Source organism: Mycoplasmopsis agalactiae (assembly GCF_000089865.1).
GTDB classification, from domain to species: Bacteria; Bacillota_I; Bacilli_A; order Mycoplasmatales; family Metamycoplasmataceae; genus Mycoplasmopsis; species Mycoplasmopsis agalactiae_B.
Genome location: NC_013948.1, coordinates 852662 through 873546, shown reverse-complemented (window position 1 = coordinate 873546; position 20885 = coordinate 852662). Strand labels below are relative to the sequence as shown.

The 20885-nt window shown below is 31.1% G+C and carries 19 protein-coding genes and 1 pseudogene; 12 read left to right on the top strand and 8 right to left on the bottom strand.

Annotated elements, in window-relative coordinates; genetic code table 4:
• Positions 1–543: 543 nt before the first annotated feature.
• Positions 544–933, bottom strand: coding sequence for an MAG6450 family protein (locus MAGA_RS03695; protein WP_013022263.1), 390 nt, complete (start codon positions 931–933; stop codon positions 544–546).
• Between the two features lie 2 nt (positions 934–935).
• Complete coding sequence (locus MAGA_RS03690) at positions 936–1388, bottom strand: Panacea domain-containing protein (protein ID WP_013022262.1); 453 nt, start codon at positions 1386–1388, stop codon at positions 936–938.
• A gap of 351 nt (positions 1389–1739) precedes the next feature.
• Here MAGA_RS03690 and MAGA_RS04940 point away from each other — a divergent pair.
• Together MAGA_RS04940 and MAGA_RS03675 are read left to right on the top strand one after the other, a co-directional pair.
• Positions 1740–2565 (top strand): annotated as a pseudogene (locus MAGA_RS04940) (Mbov_0729 family lipopotein).
• A gap of 61 nt (positions 2566–2626) precedes the next feature.
• On the top strand, positions 2627–4894 hold the full coding sequence (locus MAGA_RS03675) for an MAG6410 family transglutaminase-related lipoprotein (protein ID WP_013022259.1): 2268 nt from the start codon (positions 2627–2629) through the stop codon (positions 4892–4894).
• 172 nt (positions 4895–5066) lie between these two features.
• Here MAGA_RS03675 and MAGA_RS03670 read toward each other — a convergent pair whose 3' ends face one another.
• Positions 5067–5924: a Cof-type HAD-IIB family hydrolase gene (locus MAGA_RS03670; protein WP_013022258.1), complete on the bottom strand. Its 858-nt coding sequence runs from the start codon at positions 5922–5924 to the stop codon at positions 5067–5069.
• A 345-nt stretch (positions 5925–6269) separates the two neighbouring features.
• Here MAGA_RS03670 and MAGA_RS03665 point away from each other — a divergent pair, with 345 nt between their 5' ends.
• The 8 genes from MAGA_RS03665 to MAGA_RS03630 all read left to right on the top strand — a co-directional run bounded on the left by MAGA_RS03665 (position 6270) and on the right by MAGA_RS03630 (position 12805).
• On the top strand, positions 6270–7334 hold the full coding sequence (locus MAGA_RS03665; RefSeq protein ID WP_013022257.1) for a phospho-furanose lactonase: 1065 nt from the start codon (positions 6270–6272) through the stop codon (positions 7332–7334).
• Between the two features lie 50 nt (positions 7335–7384).
• Entirely contained in the window at positions 7385–9193 is a 1809-nt protein-coding gene (locus MAGA_RS03660; RefSeq protein ID WP_013022256.1) for a PTS ascorbate transporter subunit IIC, read from the top strand.
• A 102-nt stretch (positions 9194–9295) separates the two neighbouring features.
• On the top strand, positions 9296–9580 hold the full coding sequence (locus MAGA_RS03655; RefSeq protein ID WP_011949791.1) for a PTS sugar transporter subunit IIB: 285 nt from the start codon (positions 9296–9298) through the stop codon (positions 9578–9580).
• Positions 9580–10065, top strand: a complete 486-nt coding sequence (locus tag MAGA_RS03650) for a PTS sugar transporter subunit IIA (protein ID WP_013022255.1) — start codon at positions 9580–9582, stop codon at positions 10063–10065. Before MAGA_RS03655 ends, MAGA_RS03650 begins: the two co-directional genes overlap by 1 nt.
• Before the next feature lie 17 nt (positions 10066–10082).
• Positions 10083–10736 (top strand): 3-keto-L-gulonate-6-phosphate decarboxylase UlaD, encoded by a 654-nt coding sequence (locus tag MAGA_RS03645; RefSeq protein ID WP_013022254.1) that lies wholly within the window; start codon positions 10083–10085, stop codon positions 10734–10736.
• Complete coding sequence (locus tag MAGA_RS03640) at positions 10711–11595, top strand: L-ribulose-5-phosphate 3-epimerase (protein WP_013022253.1); 885 nt, start codon at positions 10711–10713, stop codon at positions 11593–11595. The genes MAGA_RS03645 and MAGA_RS03640 overlap by 26 nt, the downstream gene beginning before the upstream one ends.
• Before the next feature lies 1 nt (position 11596).
• On the top strand, positions 11597–12328 hold the full coding sequence (locus MAGA_RS03635; protein WP_013022252.1) for an L-ribulose-5-phosphate 4-epimerase: 732 nt from the start codon (positions 11597–11599) through the stop codon (positions 12326–12328).
• Positions 12329–12334: 6 nt separating this feature from the next.
• Positions 12335–12805 (top strand): MPN499 family protein, encoded by a 471-nt coding sequence (locus tag MAGA_RS03630; protein WP_013022251.1) that lies wholly within the window; start codon positions 12335–12337, stop codon positions 12803–12805.
• Between the two features lie 29 nt (positions 12806–12834).
• On the opposite strand, the gene MAGA_RS03625 is transcribed toward MAGA_RS03630, so the two are convergent.
• A complete protein-coding gene (locus tag MAGA_RS03625) occupies positions 12835–13701 on the bottom strand; it encodes a MurR/RpiR family transcriptional regulator (protein WP_011949785.1) in 867 nt (288 codons plus the stop codon).
• 45 nt (positions 13702–13746) lie between these two features.
• Here MAGA_RS03625 and ptsP point away from each other — a divergent pair, with 45 nt between their 5' ends.
• Positions 13747–15456, top strand: coding sequence for a phosphoenolpyruvate--protein phosphotransferase (gene ptsP, locus MAGA_RS03620; protein WP_013022250.1), 1710 nt, complete (start codon positions 13747–13749; stop codon positions 15454–15456).
• Positions 15457–15543: 87 nt separating this feature from the next.
• On the opposite strand, the gene MAGA_RS03615 is transcribed toward ptsP, so the two are convergent.
• A complete protein-coding gene (locus MAGA_RS03615) occupies positions 15544–18516 on the bottom strand; it encodes a lysylphosphatidylglycerol synthase transmembrane domain-containing protein (protein WP_226876340.1) in 2973 nt (990 codons plus the stop codon).
• A 68-nt stretch (positions 18517–18584) separates the two neighbouring features.
• Here MAGA_RS03615 and fmt point away from each other — a divergent pair, with 68 nt between their 5' ends.
• Entirely contained in the window at positions 18585–19424 is an 840-nt protein-coding gene (gene fmt / locus MAGA_RS03610; RefSeq protein ID WP_013022248.1) for a methionyl-tRNA formyltransferase, read from the top strand.
• A 47-nt stretch (positions 19425–19471) separates the two neighbouring features.
• Here fmt and rplS read toward each other — a convergent pair whose 3' ends face one another.
• The 3 genes from rplS to rpsP are packed head-to-tail and all read right to left on the bottom strand — an operon-like array spanning position 19472 to position 20789.
• Entirely contained in the window at positions 19472–19822 is a 351-nt protein-coding gene (rplS, locus tag MAGA_RS03605; protein WP_004024029.1) for a 50S ribosomal protein L19, read from the bottom strand.
• Positions 19812–20495 (bottom strand): tRNA (guanosine(37)-N1)-methyltransferase TrmD, encoded by a 684-nt coding sequence (trmD, locus tag MAGA_RS03600; protein ID WP_013022247.1) that lies wholly within the window; start codon positions 20493–20495, stop codon positions 19812–19814. Before trmD ends, rplS begins: the two co-directional genes overlap by 11 nt.
• A 3-nt stretch (positions 20496–20498) precedes the next feature.
• Complete coding sequence (rpsP, locus tag MAGA_RS03595; RefSeq protein WP_013022246.1) at positions 20499–20789, bottom strand: 30S ribosomal protein S16; 291 nt, start codon at positions 20787–20789, stop codon at positions 20499–20501.
• Between the last annotated feature and the right edge of the window lie 96 nt (positions 20790–20885).

The following is a 20885-nucleotide window of genomic DNA, read 5'->3' as shown; positions in this document are numbered from 1 at the left end:
TTTATTTGACTGTTTTATAGACACATTAGAAAACAAATAGATAATTTATGAAAATAAAAAATAGAGACCGATTCTCTATTTAAAACAACCAAGGAGATAATGAAAAAATATTTGAAAAAGCAAATAAAATGAATGAGCATTTAGACAAAATAGCTAATACATGAAACGTTGAAGTTTCAAAACTAAAATAGCTATAAAACAGGCATGAAAGTAAAGGCAACAAAAATAGAATCAGCACTACAGAAAACTATTTGCTGATTCTTTTTCATTGCTTTAAACTATTCACTAGACACTCACAAGATGTTTAAACAAGATTGTTGTGTCAGCAAGAAAATATCTAATTTTACTAGCATTTATTTACTTTATTTTGCGGCTGCATAATAATACAAATAATGCTTTTATTGCTGTTTTATAAGCATTTTGGCGATTTAGCAATTATTAAATTGCATCTCACCTGATGTTATATAAAACAGAAATTTATTTGTTTATATATCATAAAATCAAAAAGCTATGATTTGCATAGCAAATTGTTCAATAAAGTGCTTATTTATGATATTTATGTTTGGGGTCAATTTTTGTAAGCGCAAAATAATTGTCTTTATTTAGATATCCGAATATTCTAAACGAATTATTGTCTTTCCCAAGGTGAATTTCGTTGACTTCTATATCTTGATCTTCCATACGTCTATTTGCTAATGGTTTTGCATGCTTTCTCATATAGTTTTTTTCAACATCAGATATAGTCATTTTTCTTTTAAATATCTCATTAATGAAATTATGAAATTTACCTAACTCAGCAGCATTTAATGATTTGAAGTCAAATCCATTATCTAATTTATGTACTATTGCAAATCTGAAATATATGCTTTTTCAATCTGAAACTAAAGAAGACTTTGATCCACTGAGAGTTTTATTTGTTAATTTTTTACTCAAAACTAATCTCCTGAATAAATACTTTTATAGTAGTTTCTCATATCATCAGGACTGATTAATCTATTTGATGCTTCGAATTCTCCCAGACCCTTTCTTGCATTTTTTCATGGTTCTTCAGAATGTGAAACAGCTTCTAATTCATAGCCTGATTTATCACCATATGTAGTTCAAACTGCATCAAGAAGTTCTAAAACATTTTTGTCTAATTTGCTTTCATCAAAAGCTTTTTTCTCTATCTCATCTCAGCCATAATTCCTGTAGTCTTTTCACAATTCAGGAGAAACTGGTCCATGAATTCAAGCTTGAAAGGCTGTGTCATTTAATATGCCATCATCAAGCAAAGCATAAGCTCAAGCTTCAGCATAATATGTTAGTTTTTGAAGCTTTTTAGGAGTCATACTTTCTTTAGATAAAAATCAGCCAGATATATCTTTGTAGCTATATTTATTGCTCATAGTTGCCTCCCTTACTCTTAAATTTTATCATAAGTTTGATTGGGCTGCGGATCAGTTGAGAGCTAAGAAAGAGAAAATTGACGAATTTAAACAATAGGCAATAAAATTTACAAAAGCTGATTAATAAAACGAGGGATTATTAAAGAAAATCTAGCACTAATAAGCTTACTTTTTATTCTTTTTACATCCCGCAATTTGTTAATTATTTGCATATCCCTTGGACTTAAAAGAATTTAAATAAATCATATTTTTTGCAAATTTTACTAATGATTTTTTGTAAAAAATGTGTTAAATAACAAACAAAAAAACTATTATTTAAATAATTAAGTTTTAATATATAATACGCAAATTATGAATAGAAGAAATAAGCATATTGTGTTTTTAGGCTCACTAATTACCTTAGGTTCAATTCCTTTTATTGCAGCAAAATGTAATGATGGAAACACAAAGGAAGAATCTAAAAACAATGAGACAAGGCCAACTGATCCGTCAAGCGATCAAAATAAAAATAAAAATGATGATGCAAATGGTCAAGACCAACCTAAAAACGATAAAGATAATTTAGTAAACAACAATAATAATTCAAGCACAAATAGCAACAGTGAGACAATAAATCACAATAGTAATCCAACCCCCCCCCTATCATAAGAAAGTAAAAGAGTCTCATGAGGAGGCAGCAAGTAGACTGACAAAAGAGTATTTTGACCTACTTTTTGGTCAAAAGCAACCAGATATGTCTGATTCAATGCCTAGTGATGAGCCAGGAAAGAGTGACGATGTAATGAATGACACTGAAGAAAATAGCTCAGAAGGCAAAAATAAAAAGCCCAAAGATAAGCTTCATCTTTTATTTACGTCGTTTAATAAGTATGGCGCTGATATTAAAAAGCATTTAGAGTCTACAAATACAATATTAACAATTAATAATGATTTAGATCCTTCATACCAAATTGTAAAGTATGAATTTGGTGACATTAAATCATTATTGTCAAGCGCAGGTTTCGAATCTAGTTTCATTGATAGCTTGATGTATGATCTTTTTGAATTTTACGACACATTATCTTTACTTGCGACTCCTAATTATGTAAATAGTAGTGACAAGCAAAAAGCTTCTGAACTATTCAAAAAAATTAAGTCAAAAATTGATGAAGCATACAAAAAAGCATTTAACAAGTAAGAATCATAAATTTAAAATTTATTCTAAATATTTAGCAAAATAACACAGAAATGAGGGCAGTATGAAGAGAATTAAAAAGCATTATGTTAATTTAGCACTTGCCTGCTCATTTTCTAGTGTTTTTGCTAGTGCTAGCTGTATAGCAAAAGGAACAGGCAGCAGTTCAAATGTTATTAACAACTCTGTTAATATTGTTAATGGCCTTACTCCATCATCTAATGAATTTAATACTGAGTACAAAACAGAAAATGCTGTTGGTAATAGGAATAGAAGCAAAGCACCTTCAAATGACCAAAAGGCCTATGAAGCAGCCACTCCTGTAAGTTCACAAATTATTCATAACAGTATAAATAGAACTATTTTAGATCCTGAAGTAATTGATATTAGTAATATCCAAAGCATTTCTAGCGCTGAGTCTAGAGTTCCTGAATTGGATAGCTTTTATATAGAGCATACAAAAAAAGATTTTGTTGAAAAAAGTCTTTCTGAAGACCAAATTAAATCAATGATTTTAAACTATGGAGTTTCACCTAATTTTTACTCTCATCCTAAATACACTATTGATGCTCAAAATATTAGATTAGATTCTAATGGTGCTCAAACTGTCAAATTAAATTTAATTGATTCAAAAACCAAGGAAAAAGTAACTGATGATGTGCAGTGATATCAAAGAAATTGATATGCAACTAAGGAGGTTGCTATAGCTGGCGAAGATGTTAGTGATGGTAAGTTAACTCTTACTTCTGACGGAAATATTAGAGGCAAAAGCCATACCAAAAATGACTTTGGCAAGGTTCAAGTTTGAGCTCATTATAAAGGCTATCTTTATTCAACAATGGTGGATGTTGATTCAGTTGATCTTACTAAAAGTAATAGTGAAAATGCGCAAGCTAGAGCAAAAGCTAAAGAAATTGCTAAGCAATGACAAGGCTTGCCGACTTTAGAAAAAATCACTGAAGCATATAAATGAATGACTAAGAATGTTAAATATGATTATTCGCAAACAAACTTAGTAGATGATCAAAGTGCTTATTCAGCACTTGTTAAATTAAGTACTGTATGTACTGGTTATGCAAAAGGATTTAAAATGATAATGGATGAGCTAGGTGTGCCTTGCAAATTCATTTCAGGTACTGCTGATTACGGTACATTAACTGGCCATATATCTAATCATGCTTGGAATTTAGTTGAAGTTGATGGTGTTTGATACCATGTGGATGCTACTTCGGATAGAGCTGAAAATGCAAGTGAAGGAAAATTCAACTTTTTCATGATGAATGATGATGACTTTATTAAAGCAAGCATTTTCAACCGAGGCGTTGTGAAAACTGGAGAGCGTTTTAGAAACTTAAAAATAAGTAACTATGTAAATAGCAAAGATGATGTTTTAGTTTCAATTGACAGGCAGCTTGGTGGCATGGACAAATTACCTACTTCAATCAAATTCAATGTAGCGCCAAGTTCATACAAAAATGTCTTAGAAGCCTTTAAAACAGCCGAATTAGAATTAAATGAGACTAGACCCACAACTAAAATTGCTCATCCATATGTTACATATGATGAAGTGACTTATTATTTTAAGCAGCCTTCAAAATCGATAGAACTTAAAAATGTTACTGCTAGTGTTGAGAAACACACACTAAATAGCAAAGAATTAGGCCAATATGCTCTTAAAGTTAAAATAAACAATTTTGAAAACAATATAGATTTAAGACCAGGCAATTTTATTGTTAAAAATGCATATGTTAAAGAAGCTATAAAAGATAATGAAGGCTACACTCTAATACTAGATCATTTTAGTAAATATGGGGATGTCGAAGTTGAGTTAGAAGACATTAAAAAACTTGGATTTAAATTTGACATTAGTAACAAAAAAGTTAACTTTAATGTAACAAGAAACCAAAAGCCTAATGCAACCATAAATGCTATTGGAGAAAACAGAATTAAAGTTTCTGGCGTTAACAGCAATATGGAATACAGAAATAATTCAAATGAGTGAAAGAGTTTTGAACACGATAACCAAGTGTTAGACAAAGTATTTCTTGGTAACTTTTCTATAAGAATTAAAAACACAAACAACAGTTTAGAATCTGATATTCAAGATTTTGTAATAACAAAAGGCAGGGATTTAGATAAGATTGTTAAAAAATATAACTCTAATATGTTAATTGGTGTTGATAATACTATGGAATACAGACTTAAAGATGCTACTGAATGAACTCCAATAACCACTACTAAATTAACTCTAAGCCCCGGCGAATATTTGGTCAGAGTAGCACCAAATAATAACGAGTTAGCATCAGAAGCACTTAAAGTTGTAATTAGTTAATTTGCAAAGCAAGGGAGACCTTGCTTTTTTTGCCTGTTTTATAGATATTTAAGTCAAATTGCATGTTTCAATATTTTTTTGGCTATACAGTATCATAAGTAATCTTTGACTAGTATTTAATTAATAAAAAAGGGAGACAACCTCCCTATAGACCTATAAAACAGGCAAATAATTAATTTGTGTGTTTTTCAAAAAATTCAATTATTCCATTTTCAGTTGAAGAACAAACAACATAATTTGCTGCATTTTCAGCTTCCAATGAACTTGATTTTAATGCGCAAGAGTAGGCAACTTTTTCAAAAGCAGGAATATCATTAGCAGCATCGCCAAACATTATTGAGTTTTTTGAAATATCTTCATGATTTAAGTAATTATTCTTAAATCATTCAATTGCTGTTCCTTTATCTGAACCTTTAGGCATAACATCTAGGCAAGCTTTTTGTGATCTTACTGTATAAATTTCATCTGAAATTGATTCTATTTCTTGTTTAAGTGTTTCAAGTTGGCTTTCAGTTAAAGTATCAATTAAAAGCAAGAACTTAATAACTGGTTTTTCTAACTTTAATTGATTTACAGGATCATTTATTTCTGTGAACTTAGCACTAAATTCATTTTTAGGATAAACAGTAGGATAAACCACTTTTTCAAATCATGGATGCTTAAATTTTTGCACTCCAAGCATTTCATCATCAAGGTATATTAAAAATGCAATCTCATATTTAAGTATTAAATTTAGCAACTTCAAGCTAGTTTCCATACTCATTGGATTTTGGTATAAAACTTTTTTAGTCTCAAAATCATAAACTAGTGCCCCATTTAGACCTAAAAATGGTGTTTTTAAATCTAATTGTTTGTAAAACTTTTGCGCCATATATCATGGACGTCCTGTATTTATAATGACTTGGTGATTTTTACTTAATTCTTTTATTTTATTTGTAACTTCATCTGTTATTAATTTGTCCTTGGTTAGCAATGTGCCATCAAGGTCAAAGAAAATGTACTTTATATTATCAAGATTAATTTTACTCATAGTGTACTCCTAGGGTAGCATTAATATAATTTTATTTAATTTTGAGACCTTAGACTTATAGGAAGATGGTGAGTGTCATATTATGTGGAATGTTTCCACACAATTTTATTTGCTTAATATTTGAATTTGGAAAAAACTTTTAATAATAAAGCAATAATTTTGCTTATTTATTTATTATAAGCAGTCAACTAACAATATTTAAAAACTAAAACATAGAAAATTGGAAGTTTCTTCCAATATTCACATATTTTGCAATTTTGCATAATGTAAAATTCTTATGTAATGGTTTTGTGTTAATTCTGCCATTATTAAAAGGCATAAGCCTAAAAACAAAATAGGAGATTTATGGCAAAAGATAAATTTGTTAGAACAGTTCTTGGCGATGTTCCAGCAGAATCAATTGGAATAACAGACTGTCATGATCATTTAATTAAAAATGGCGGCCCAGAAATGCATGAGCATCCTGACTTTTTAATGATAGATGTTGAAGCAGCCAAGAAAGAAGTACAAGAGTATGTTAACCATGGTGGTAAAACAATTGTTACAATGGATCCACCTAATGTTGGTAGAGATGTTTATAGAATGCTTGAAATTGCTGAAGCATTTAAAGGAAAAGCTAACATTGTGATGTCAACAGGTTTCCACAAAGCTGCTTTTTATGACAAATATAGTTCATGACTAGCATGTGTGCCAACTGATGACATTGTTAAGATGATGGTTGCTGAAGTTGAAGAAGGTATGGACGAATACAACTATAATGGACCTGTTGTTAAGCGTTCAAAAGCTAAAGCAGGTATCATTAAAGCCGGTACAGGCTATGCAGCAATTGATAGACTTGAATTAAAAGCTCTTGAAGTTGCAGCTAGAACCAGCATTACAACTGGTTGTCCAATTCTAGTTCATACTCAATTAGGAACAATGGCACTTGAAGTAGCACAACATTTAATTGGCTTTGGTGCTAACCCTAGAAAAATTCAGCTTTCACACTTAAATAAGAATCCTGATAGATATTACTATGAAAAAATAATTAAAGAAACAGGCGTAACTATTTGTTTTGATGGACCAGACAGAGTTAAGTACTACCCTGATTCATTATTAGCAGATCATATTAAATATTTAGTAGATAAAGGCTTACAAAAACATATTACTTTAAGCCTAGACGCTGGTAGAATTCTATACCAAAGAAACTATGGCTTAACTAAAGGTAAGGAAACATTTGGTCTTTCATACTTATTTGAAAGATTTATTCCATTACTTAAGCAAGTAGGTGTTTCGCAGGAAGCTATTGATGATATTTTAATTAATAACCCACGTGAAATACTTGCTTTTGATGAACCTAGAGTTTATGACGCTTCTAAGGTTTCAAGTGAAGTTGTTCAATTAAAAAAGGATCTTAAATTATATCAATAATTTAACTAATATCCCTATAAAACAGTCATAAAAATAAATAGGAAATAGAAATGCAAGAAACATCAAATAAAAGCAAAAAGCCTTTTAATTGAAAAGTTTTAGTTGGCGTTCTTGTGGCTATTTTAATAGTTCTAGCAATTTATGTTGGGGCATTAGCAGCCAAACAATGAGACTTTAAAGCAGGTACTTTATTCTTTATTAAAGATATTATGCTTAACAACTTTTTAGGAATTAATGCAATTCTTATTGGTTTGTTAGTTTTCATTGGTTATTTAATTCTTGGAAGAGGATTTTCAGGAACCGTCATTGGAACAATGAAGGCAATAATTGGAGTTTTATTACTTCAAATAGGATCGGGAGCATTAGTTGGTTTAGCTAAGCCAATCTTTGCTGCCTTTCAAAAATTTAGTGGAACAAGTGTTATTCCACTAGATACATATTCAGGACAAGTTTCAGCAGGTAAATTTTTAGATGCAGTTGGCAACGGATTTTCATCATGAGTGTCATATGCCTTAATTATAGGTTTATTTGTCAACATTATCCTTATCGCATTAAGAAAATGAACTAATGTTCACTCATTAATGATTACTGGACATGTTATGTTCCAACAAGCAGCAGTTGCAGTGCCAATTGTATTCTTATTAATGTTTTCAAAGGGTGCTGGCTTAATTGATGATAAAGGAATTGTGTCATTAGGCGCACAGCTAGGAACAATAATATTCTCAGGCTTATTATTAGGTACTTACTGAGGAGTTGCTTCATCAGCTACAATTAAGGGAACTGATGCAGTTACTCAAAATGCTGGCTTTGCTGTTGGTCACCAACAAATGTTTGGTGTGGCTATAGCATACAAAATTGGAAAATATTTTGGTAAAGCTGAACAGTCTTCAGAAAACAGAAAAATGCCTAAGGGATTAAAGGTTTTTGAAGATAACATTTTTACACAAGCGATGCTAATTTTATTAGTATTCTTGATCTTAATTTTAATTATTCAATTTGCACCAGGACTTGACGAATCAGTCAGATTTGCAGGAAAAGACGGATTAGTAACAAAAGAATATAACTCATGAAAAGTAGGGGGCGGAAGTGCCTTTTGAGTTGTGCAATTAATTCTTGGTTCATTCCAATTAGTTGCTGCTATTATTGCTATTCAAACTGGTGTTAGAATGTTTGTTTCTGAATTGCAACAATCATTCCAAGGTATTAGTGACAAATTAGTGCCAGGTGCATTAGTTGCTGTCGATGTAGCTGCTACATATGGTTTTTCACCTAACTCAGTTACATTTGGATTTATCTCAGGTACAGTAGCTCAATTCATTGGTGTTGCAGTAGTAATAGGTTTATCTAGAATTCCAGGAAGCTTTAGTATTCCTATTGTAATTCCATTGTTTATTACATTGTTCTTTAACTCTGGATCAATTGGTGTATTTGCAAATGCTTCAGGTGGTTATAAAGCTACACTAGCAGTGCCAGCAATCTTTGGTTTTCTAGAAATAATCATTATTGCTTTAGGTCTTGGAATGGTTAACAGTTTTGGTCTTAAATCAAGTGGATTAGTAGTTTCAGCTGCATTAGACAAAGAATCAATTGACTACTTAACACATGGTCCATTCTTTACTGGATTTAATGGTATGTTTGACTGAAACTTCATATTTGGTTTACTAATGATTATTGGTGGTGGTCATCCAATTGCAGCTTACATTGTTTTCCCACTTTATTTAGTTGGAATGCTAGTATTAGCACAAATAATTGATACTGCAAGACAACATAAGCCAACTTCATTACAAAAATTGTTTAAAATCAAACCTACATTACTAGAGCAATCAGTTGCTGAAGAAGCAGCAACACAAAATGCTTAATTAAAAATCGAACTAATAAAGGTTTCCTTTATTAGTTATTTTATAGGGATATACTTTTGGATATAATTTGAATAATTATAAAAAGTAAAAAAAGAGGTAAATATGAAAGTTCTCTGCCTTTGCGGTTCTGGAATGGGAACCAGCATGATTATTAAATTAAAAACTGAACAAGCAATGCGTGAATTAGGCATTCAAGGCTCAGTTGAAGCGCTTGGCCTTGGAATGGGCAAGTCAGTTGCTAATAATTTTGATGTTATTTTATGCACCAACAACTTTGTTTCTGAGGTGGCTAATTCAAAAGCTTCAGTGCATGGACTTAAAAATGTTATGGACATTAACGAAATTAAAGCAGCATTTAAAGATGCATTAGCTAAAGGAATTAAGTAATGTCAGCAAAGCTAAACTTATTAGACAATTTAATTGCTAATGATTCAATTATTGTGGGCTATGAAGCAAAAGATTATAAAGATGCTATTCATAAGTCATGTGAGCCTTTAGTAGAAAAAGGCATTATTAACTATAACTATTATGAATCTATTCTAAAATCAACTGAAGCACATGGGCCTTATTACATTTTAGTAGATGGCATTGCTATGCCGCATGCTTCAGCTACTGAAAATAGTGTTTTTTCAAATGGTTTTAGTTTGCTAACACTTAAAAAACCTATTATGTTTGCAAATGATCCAAGGGAAGTAAAAATAGTGATGACTTTAGCTGCTAAAGATGGTGAAACTCATACAGCAGTAGCCATTCCACAAATTATTGCCGTGTTTGAAGATCCAGCTAACATTGACAAAATTGCTAATGCTAAGACTAAAGAAGAAGTAATTGAAATCATTAAAAGTGTTGATTACACAAAGTATATGAATTAAAACGGAGTGTACATTTTATGAAACCAATGCTACAAATTGCGCTTGATAATTTAACAATTGAAGATGCAATTAAGAGTGCAAAAAAAGTTGAGAAATATATAGATATTATTGAAGTTGGAACCATATTAATAGCATCAGAAGGCAAAAAAGCAATTAAAGCACTTAAAGAGGCTTTTCCAAATAAAATCATTGTTGCTGATGGCAAAATTGCTGATGCAGGAAAAGTATTTGGCAAGATGTTTTTTGAAAATGGAGCTGATTTTACTACTTGTATTTGCGCTGCTGAATTACCTACTATTACTGAAACAATGAATATTGCTAAAGAATATGGTGCTGACAAAGAAGTGCAAATAGAATTAACCTCAAACTTTACTTGAGAGCAAGCCGATTCTTGAGCACAAGCAGGTGTGCCTCAAGTTGTATGACACCGTTCAAGAGATAGTCAAGCTAGTGGTGTAAAATGAGGCCAAAAAGATATTGATGCAGTAAGCAAACTATCAAAAATGGGCTTCAAAGTTACTATAACTGGCGGAGTTGAGTTAGAGGATATTAAGCTTTTCAAAGACATTCCAATTTATATTTTTATAGCAGGCAGATCATTACGTGATGCTGAAAATCCTGAATTAGCAGCAAAGGCTTTTAAAGATGAATTTGCAAAATACTGAAGTTAAGAATAGATTAGTTGGTATCTATGAAAAAGCCATAAACAACAAATTTTGTCTTGAAGAAAAGATATTAATTGCTAAGGAAGCTGGCTATGATTTTATGGAATTTTCAGTTGATGAAAGTGATGAAAGATTTAACAGAATTTACTGAAGTGATGAAGAGATTGCAGCAGTGCAAGAGTTATTAGTTAAACATAAGTTTAACTTTAATTCAATGACACTTAGCGGACATAGAAAATATCCTTTTGGGTCAAAGAATCCTGAAATTAGAGCAAAAGCAATGGAGATTATGGAAAAAGCCATAATTCTTGCTAAAAAATTAGGAATAAGAACTGTGCAATTGGCTGGCTATGATGTTTATTATGAAAAGGGCGATGAAGAAACAAGAAGCTTTTTTATCGAGGGTATTAAAAAAGCAGTTAAACTAGCTTCTAAGCATTCAGTTTGCCTAGCTTTTGAAATAATGGACACTCGTTTTATGGGAACAAACACAAGGGCTTTGACATATATAAACATGATTAATAGCCCATATTTGCAAATATATCCTGATTTAGGAAATATTTACCAATGAGCTAATAAAACAGACTTATACAACGAATTTGAGATTGCTAAAAATCACCTTGTGGCTTTTCATTTTAAAGACACAATTCCTGGCAAATTTAGAGACACGCCTTTTGGTACTGGCACAGTTGATTTTCCTTATATGCTTAATATTTTGAAAAAATTAGAACTTAACCAGCCAATAATGATTGAAATGTGATCGCTTAATATGCCTGATGAAAGCAAAGAAGAAGCTATTAAATATATTGCTGATGCATATGAGTTTTATAAAAAGCAATGAGAGTTAGTTGGCGGAGATAATTAATATGGATCAAATTGAAAAAAAATACAGTGATGAAATAGCTAATCTTAAACAAGAAGTTTATGATGCCAATATGCTTTTAGTTAAATACAACCTTGTTATTCACACTTGAGGTAATGTTTCAGGAATAACTAAAGACAGGAAATATATGGTTATTAAGCCTAGCGGCGTTGATTATGCCACACTTAAGCCTGAAGATATGGTTATTACTGATATGGATAACAATGTGTATGATTCAAAATACAAGCCATCAAGTGATACACCAACGCATACATTGCTTTATAAAAATCATCCTGAAATTCAAGGTATTGTGCACACACATAGTACTAATGCAGTAGCTTTTGCACAAGCTGGCAAGGACATTCCTTGCTTTGGCACAACTCATGCTGATAATTTTTATGGACCAGTGCCTTGTGCTAGAGCACTAACTCCTGAGGAAATTAATGGAGCCTATGAGCATAACACTGGGTTAGTTATTATTGAAACATTTAATAATAGAAAGCTTGATTGAAAAGCAACAAGTGCAACGCTAGTTAAAGAGCATGGGCCTTTTGTGTGATCATTTAAATCACCTAAAGATGCAGTTGATTTAGCACTAACATTAGAAGAAGTTGCCAAAATGGCAGTTAAGACCTTAATTATAAGTAATAATAGTGCTCCTGAAGCACAAAAAGCCTTAGTAGAAAAACATTACAACCGTAAGCATGGCAAAAATGCTTATTACGGCCAAAAATAGGTATAAATGGAAACTAAATTAAAGACTTATCGTGTGAACTATGTTAATAATGCATATTGATATCAGCCGTCAATATGAACTTTTTCTAGACGTTCATGAGCTTCATATCCATTTAAAGAAATTGAAAACTTAATAGACAAATTGGAACTTAATTACTACCCTGGTGGGATAATAGATCTTAATAATGACCCTAGACATAGAGTGTTTAATTCAGTCCAAAGACACTTAAAAACAGGCATATCTATCAATCCTAGTTCACTAAAAGACAAAGATAATTATTTAGTTTATGAAGTTGATGAAAAAGCAAGAGTGATTTTAAATGATAAGTCTTTAAAACACCTAGCTAGAGGCTTAATATTTTGTGTCCCATTAGCCTATTTTAAGGCAATAAAAGAAAAAGAACAGCTAAGTGAAAACCAAGTTTTAGAATTTGTTTATTCAAAGGGATTTTTTGAAATTTCTAAAACTAATAAATAAAAATCTAGAGCAGTGCTCTAGACGAAAAATTACATTTTGTGATGAACTTTATCAATATTTGCTCACTCATCAATTAATGCAGAAGATTTTTTAAGCTTATTATAATTTTCATCATTATTATAAATTATTGCTTCAAACAAAATGTTACCAATTAGCATCTGCGAAACCCGTGAACTAACCGGAACCAACAACGTATCGTTTTGAATTTTTTGGTACTGAATAATCACATCAAGATTTTTATTGATTTTATTATCATTTTTAGATGTAATAGCAATTATTTTAAGACCATTTTTGTGAGCGTTTGAAATAACAAAATGAGACTCAGTTGACTTAAGATTGTTTGAAAAAACAATCAATGTATCATTAGAATCAGCATTTGCTAAAGCCGGAAAAAATATGTGAAAATCTGAGTTATAGACCACAGATTTTCCTATTTTTATCAAGTTAGCAACTAAGTCTAAACTTCTACGCTGACTTGATCCTGAACCATAGATTAAAACATTTCTACTATTATTGATTAATTCTGCTGCTTTTATGCAATTTTCAGTAACACTCTCTTCATTAATGTTTTCAATAGCATACTTATATGAAGAGTAAATTACACTAAAAGGATTGGGTTCTTGGCCATTGTCATATTTAATTGGATACATGCGCTGAAAGTTAGACAGCTTAATGTTTATTGAGGCAATGAAGTTTCTGTAGTCTTTGAAGTGATATTTTCTAACAAAACGGCTGACAGCTGCTTCTGATGAATTGGCCAATTTGGCTAATTCAGCCTGTGAGAGGTTAAATTCAGACTGCTCAAACGAGTTTATGAAGTCCAAAATATTTTTTTCACTTTTAGTTAAATAAATGTTTTCATCTAATATTGGTCTTTTAACATTATTTTTTTTCATTATTTAATTATAAACATTTAATTTTTTTAAAGTTGAGGTAACAATATGCATATCAAAGGAATTGGAGCGTCAAAAGGTATTGCGATTGCTAAAGCATTCAAGATTGAAGAGTTGCCTTTAGAAATTTTGAATAATTCAAAAGGTGCAGAATATGAAATTGAATTATTCAACAAAGCAGTAGAACAAATATCAGCAGATATTAAGCACACAATTGAAATAGCAAAAACTAACGAACAAAAAGAGATTTTTGCTGCTCACTTACTACTAGCTCAAGACCCAGCAGCTGCTGAAGATATCAAAAATGCTATTACAAATGAAAACAAGTCTGCTATTTATGCAACTAATGAATATTTTAATAACATGGCAGCAGTTTTTGATTCAATGGACGATGCTTATATGAAGGAAAGAGCAGCTGATATTAGAGATATATTAAAGAAATTTTTATATTTCTTTAATGGCATCAAAGAGCCAAATTTAAGTGCAATCGATAGCGAAGTTATCATTGTGGCCAAAGACCTAAGCCCCTCTCAAACAGTTCAATTGGACAAAAAATATGTCAAAGGTTTTGTAACTAATATTGGTGGTACAACTTCACATACTGCAATTATGGCTAGAAGTATAAATATTCCTGGAGTTGTTGGAACTGAAAGTGTTTTAGAAAATGTAAATAATGATGATTTAATAGCCTTAAATGGCTCTAGTGGCGCTGTAATTATTAATCCAAGTGAGGCTGAATTAAGTGAATATCAAAAGTTGCTTGATGAATATAATACTTATTTAGTTGAAATTAAGTCTTTAATTGGCAAACCTTCAATAACTAAAGATAATCACAAAGTAGAAATAGCAGCAAACATTGGTGGGATTAAAGATGTTAATTCTGTTTTAGAAAATGATGCTGAAGCAGTTGGCTTGTTCAGAACTGAATTTCTTTACATGGACAACGATCACTGACCAACTGAAGAAGAGCAATTTGAAGCTTATAAAGCAGTTGCAGAGGCAATGCAAGGCAAAAAAGTAATAATTAGAACGCTTGACATTGGCGGTGACAAAACTTTACAATATTTTAAGTTTCCTGAAGAAATGAATCCATTCCTTGGATACCGTGCAATTCGTTTATGTTTAGATCCTAAGCATAAAGAAGTATTTATGGCGCAATTAAGAGCTATTATTAGAGCCAGTGAATTTGGAAAAGTCGCTATTATGTTTCCAATGATCACTTGTGTAGATGAGTTCATTGAAGCTAAGAAAATTTACTTTGAAGCCTATGAACAAGTCAAATTGGAAAATAATAAGATTGCTAAGGCAGATGAAATTGAAGTTGGCTTAATGATGGAAACACCAGCAGCAGCTGTTTTATCTGATCAATTTTGTAAATATGCAGACTTTGTGTCAATAGGAACTAATGACTTAATTCAGTACTCAATGGCTGCTGATAGAATGAATGAAAGTATATCTTATCTATATCAACCATTAAATCCATCTATACTAAGATTAGTTAAATATGTAATTGATGGAGCACATAAACAAGGCAAATGAGCTGGAATGTGTGGCGAAATGGCTGGTGATCCTGAAGCAGTTCCATTGTTGCTAGGCTTAGGGCTAGATGAGTTTTCTGTTGGAGCTGGCAGCATTTTAAGAACAAGAAAAATAATTAACTCGCTTTCATTTAAAGAAATGCAAGAGTTAGCTGAAAAAGCACTTAAGTGTGAAAATGAACAAGAAGTTAAAGAAGTCCTAAAAGATTATTTAAAATAATAGAATTAGCAAGACTTAAAAATGAAGCAAGACGCTTCATTTTTAATTATGCATTTTTACTTATATGCATATAAAACAGGTATTTAGCTAGTTTACAAGAATAAATGTTAGTGATAATGACACTAAAGCAATTAGAACAATAGGGAAGACTATTTTGTAGTAAGTTGACTGTGTTTTTACTCTGCCATCAGCTAAATTGGTAGCCAATAATTTATAGTTTTTGTTTTTCTTGCGATAATGATCAATTCTTTTTTCACCTATGTAAACTAGCACTAAAATTATTGCTGAAACAAGCGTTCCTATAACGACAAAACCTAAAGTATTTAAGGCAGTCATTATTGAAGAGTTAGCAAAAGCTGTTGCCCCATCATATGATGTTGATTGAATCGATTCTCTAATTAATACTTTGTATAAATAGTCAGCTGTACCAGTACCACCAGGAGTAAATGAAATCGAGTTAGCTACTCTAATCATTGTATTTTGAATAGTAAGATTTCAGTAATAGCCATGAGGCACATCTGGTTTTACAATGCCAAGTGCTTGCGCTTGGAATGCGTTGAATGTTAGAAGCGAAGGCACAAATTTAAGCAAAACTAATTCAAAAAGGTAATATGGATTTTTAAAGGTTTTCTTAATACACTTATTTATATTAAAAAGTTCATATTCAAATTTAGCTTTTATTGCAAATGAATCATATGATCTAATAAAAGGTGTGATTTCGATAATTGCAATTAGTGCTCTAAGCGCAAATCTTTGTAATTTTTTATTAAGTGTTATGACCAAAAGCAGTGTAGTTCAGCCTGTGTCGAAAATTAAGCCAAGCACAAGCATTACAATAAATGTAATAGAGTTAGGGTTTGAACCAACAAAAAAGCTAGAGAATGTCTTAATACCAATAGGGACAAAAATTGCAGTTGAGATTATGTTACCAAGCTGTCAAATAAATGAGTTAACAACTATTGCTGACATCAAGGAAGCTCTAGGAACATTACGCCTTCTTAAATATCAATATGTAGCTATATCACCACCAATTGATTTAGGGGTAATTGTTTGTACAACAATGCCTATAATTGTACCAACAAATATGTCTCTTCATTTAACTTTATCACCTTGAAGTGTTATGACTCTTTTGAAAATCAATGCCTGGAAAATTGACCATATAAATGTTCCAAACGATAAGAAAACAAAGGAGGCTCTAGCAATATAACCCGCATTTGCTGGCCGTGCGAATTCAGTAATATCATTTTTTACATAAAGCTTTTTATAAAATGCTTTAAATACTTCAGATGGCCCACCAGCACTAGCGCCAAATTCATCTTTAAGGTTATAAACTGAGTAGAAAAGGAAAATTATAATACCTATTAAAAACAGTGAGTAAGCAAGATATTTTAGTACTGATTTAACAGAAAATTTGCTAATAGTATTTTCTTCTTTTAATTCAAGCAAGCCTTCTAACATCTCGTTGTTTCTAACAACCATCATAGTTTCACCATTTTGCTCACCACTTCTTTCTATTGTGTTGCAATAAAAAGATATTGCTTTTGCTTGCTGGCTGTAATGAATGTAGGCATATTCACGGTTTCTAAAAGAAATTTTATATATTGAATTAGATTCAATATTGTTATCGTTTTCAATTTTTTGTACTCTAGTTATTTGTAAGTTAGAACCAAATTTAGTGGCAGATTTTATTCTTTCAAAAAATCTTACTGCACCGTTTAAGTCTATTTCATAGGTATGTATGGTTAAATGATGCCTTTTATATTTTTTATAAAGATCATCAAGAACTTCGAAAAGATCTTGATTTTTATGCTTTTTATAAAAGTTAATCATTCTAAGAACTTCAAATAAAAATAAATTTGCATCAAAAGAATTAGTTAGCCTATTATTTGCAACAAATTCACTGCTACTTGTAAAAGCTAGAAGCAAGTTCATTTCAGGATTTTGAACAACATATTTTCAAACATTTGATCTGTTGACAAACTCAAATACCTCAATATTATTTTCTAAGGCAATACTATGTGTTAGTGAGCCAGCAAAATAGTTTTTTGCTATGAAACTATTTTGCAATGTTTCTTTATTAAATTCAGGATCATCATTAATTAAAAAATTAAGGTATAGTGCTGCTATTTCATCGGGTTTAAAATACTTTAAAACTGACTTATGCTTAATTGAAAAATTAAGTCCAGTTCCTTCTTCATTAATAATAAAGTTAGCTTTAGAACGATGGACAATGCCTTTTCAATTAATTCTTTGCAAATAATTATGATGGTTAGCATAATAAAAATTTGCATTTTTTGCCCTGTTTACAGTAAAAAAAGGCAAATTAAAGTATTTTAAGTTACCAGCAAAAAATTCTTTATTTAAAGCTCTAGAAGAATCTATTCCAAATGGCAGTGAGTTTTTGTTAAGTAATTCATTTGCGCTATATCTTTTATGAATTTTTTCTAAATATACATCAATAGCATCTGAGTATTCATAATTATTGTTTAAAGCAGGCAAGTTAATGTTTAAATAATCAACTTTGTTAATATAGTCAACTATTTTTTGCATGTCACTTTTAGAAAAAGCTGAACCATCTGCATAGTTAAATAAAATCTGAGCTCTTTTTTGATTTCCTAACGGATTTTGAAAAGAAATAATAATTTCGCATTTTTCTTCTGATGCTATAAATTGCTTGTAAACGGTTGGTATAGTTGCAAAATAATTAGCCCTAATAACTGTAATTTTTTCACTTTTAAGCTCACTGGCAAATATGTCTAAAAGTAAGTTAGATGAATCAGAATTATCAGACGAAAGCAGAACTTTTTTAGTTTTGCTATTAATTAAAAAATTATTATAAAAAGCCTTAGCAATAGCAACAGTAGTGTACTCATTTAGATAAATTGTGCCCATATCTAAATCTGCTGTAATTTTATTACCAACTGCTTGAATATTTCCTGAAAAAGCATCATTAATTCAATCGGGTGATTTATTGTAATTTGCCTTCCAAATATTATAAAAAGAATTATTGCCTAAAGAGCGCTCCTTGACTCATTTATTGTGAATGGGATTCAAACTCATAAAGCTCCTTTAGCAATAATGGTTTATAACTTCTAAAATTATATTAAATAATTTATTAAAATTATGCTATGAAGATTTTATTAGCAGGGACTCCTGAATTTGCTGTCCCAATTTTTGAAAAAATTATTAACAATTTCACAGTTGTAGGAATTGTGAGCCAACCAGATAAACCCAATCAAAGAGGAAGAGTTTTAACCAGCACACCAACAAAGGCATTAGCACAAAAGTACAATATTAAATGTTTTCAACCTGAAAAAATAGGACAAATTGCTGATGAATTAAGAGCTTTAGATTATGACTATTTAGTAACAGCTGCTTTTGGTCAGTTGATACCTACTTCAGTTTTGCAAATAGCCAAAAAACTAAACTTAAACGTTCATGGTTCATTATTGCCTAAATACCGTGGGGCCGCTCCAGTTCAGCATGCTTTATTAAATAATGACAAAACAACTGGTGTGTCACTTATGGAGATGGTAAAAGCAATGGATGCAGGTGATGTCTTTGCAAAAATAGAGTTTGAAATTGAAGAAACTGATGTTGCATCTTCGCTTTTAAAGAAAATAAGCTTACTTACAGCTGATAATATAGTTGAGTGACTTAATAAGATTGATAAAGGCGAGCTTGCAAGAGAAGTGCAAGATGAATCAAAAGTCACTTTTAGTCCCAAATTAAATAAAGATGATGCTGAGATAACTAAGGATCTAACTTGTGACCAAGCAATAAGCAAAATAAGAGCATATGAATATAACCCGGGAGCATTTGTTTATATTAATAGCAAGAGAGTTAAATTGTTTTTTGCAATCAAAAAGGTAGTAAAAGCAGGAATTAAGATTGAGCTTTCTGATGGAGTCATTTATGCAGTTGACTATCAATTTGATAGTAAAAAAAGAGTTAAGATAAATTATTAAAACACCTATAAAACAGGTATAAAAATAAAAAGCCGGTTTGGCTTTTTTTATCTCTTAATTTCTTTAAGACGAGCTGATTTACCAGCACGGTTTTTCATGTAGTAAAGTTTTGCTCTTCTAACTTTGTTAGATCTAACAACTTCAATTGCTGAAATTAGTGGTGAGTGTAGTGGGAAAGTTCTATTAACACCGATTCCGAAAGATATTTTTCTAACTGTAAAAGTTTCTCTGGTGCCTGATTCTTTTTTGCTAATTACTAAACCTTCAAAAATTTGGATACGTTCTTTTCCACCTTCACGAATACGAACGTGAACTCTAACATTGTCTCCAACACGAAATTCTGGGAAATCTGTACGTAATTGACTAGCTTCTACTAATTCGATTAATTTATTTCTCATGATTAATCCTTTCAATAATATCTGGACGATTTTTTAATGTCTTTTTATATTTAGCTTCTTTCCTTCACTTTTCAATTTCAGCATGATTGCCATTTAAAAGAACATCAGGTACAGACATTCCTTTGTATTCACGTGGACGTGTATATTGCGGATAGTCTAGTAAGCCGTCACCTTCAAATGATTCATATTCGTGGCTTTCTTTTCTAATGACATTATCAATAAGTCTAATTATTGAATCTGCCATTACCATCGAAGGCAGTTCACCACCAGTAAGCACATAATCACCAATTGATAATTCTTCATCAACTAATTCAGTTACCCGTTCGTCAAATCCTTCATATCTGCCTGAAATAAAGGTAATTTGGTCAAATTTAGATAACTCACGTGCCTTTTGTTGGTTAAATACCTTTCCTTGTGGTGAAACTAAAATTTTATATCCACCTCTGTTTTCTAATGAATCCAAAGCTCTATCGATTGGCTCAATTTGTAAAAGCATACCTTGACCGCCACCATAAGTTTCGTCATCTACTTTGTGATGTTTATCCAAACTAAATAATCTAAAGTCAACGATATTTATGTCAATAAGCTTATTCTCTATTGCCTTTGCAATGATTGATTCTTCAGTAAAAGGGGAAAAATAGTTAGGAAAAAGCGTTAAAAAATTAATCTTCATAAATTATTTTGATGCTTGTTTAGCAGCAACTTTTTCACTTTTTAGTACAGAATTGATTTTTTCGTTAAGTTTTTGAGTTTTGAAAAGGTTGTAAACAGTTTGTGTTAGTTGTGCACCATTTTTAATTCATTGAATAGCAGCTTCTTCATTGATTCTAATAGCTTTTGAGTGAGGGTTGTATTCACCAATAGCTTCTATAAATCTTCCATCACGTGGAGCACGAGCATCTGCTACTACAATTTTATAGCAAGCATTAAACTTGCTTCCTAGACGTTTAAGTCTAATTTTAACCATAGTTAAGCTCCTTTATAAATATTTTGGGTGTCAAGCACTACTACTTGACAGGGTAAGTAATTTAATTTTATATCAATAATAAAAAAATGCAAGCGA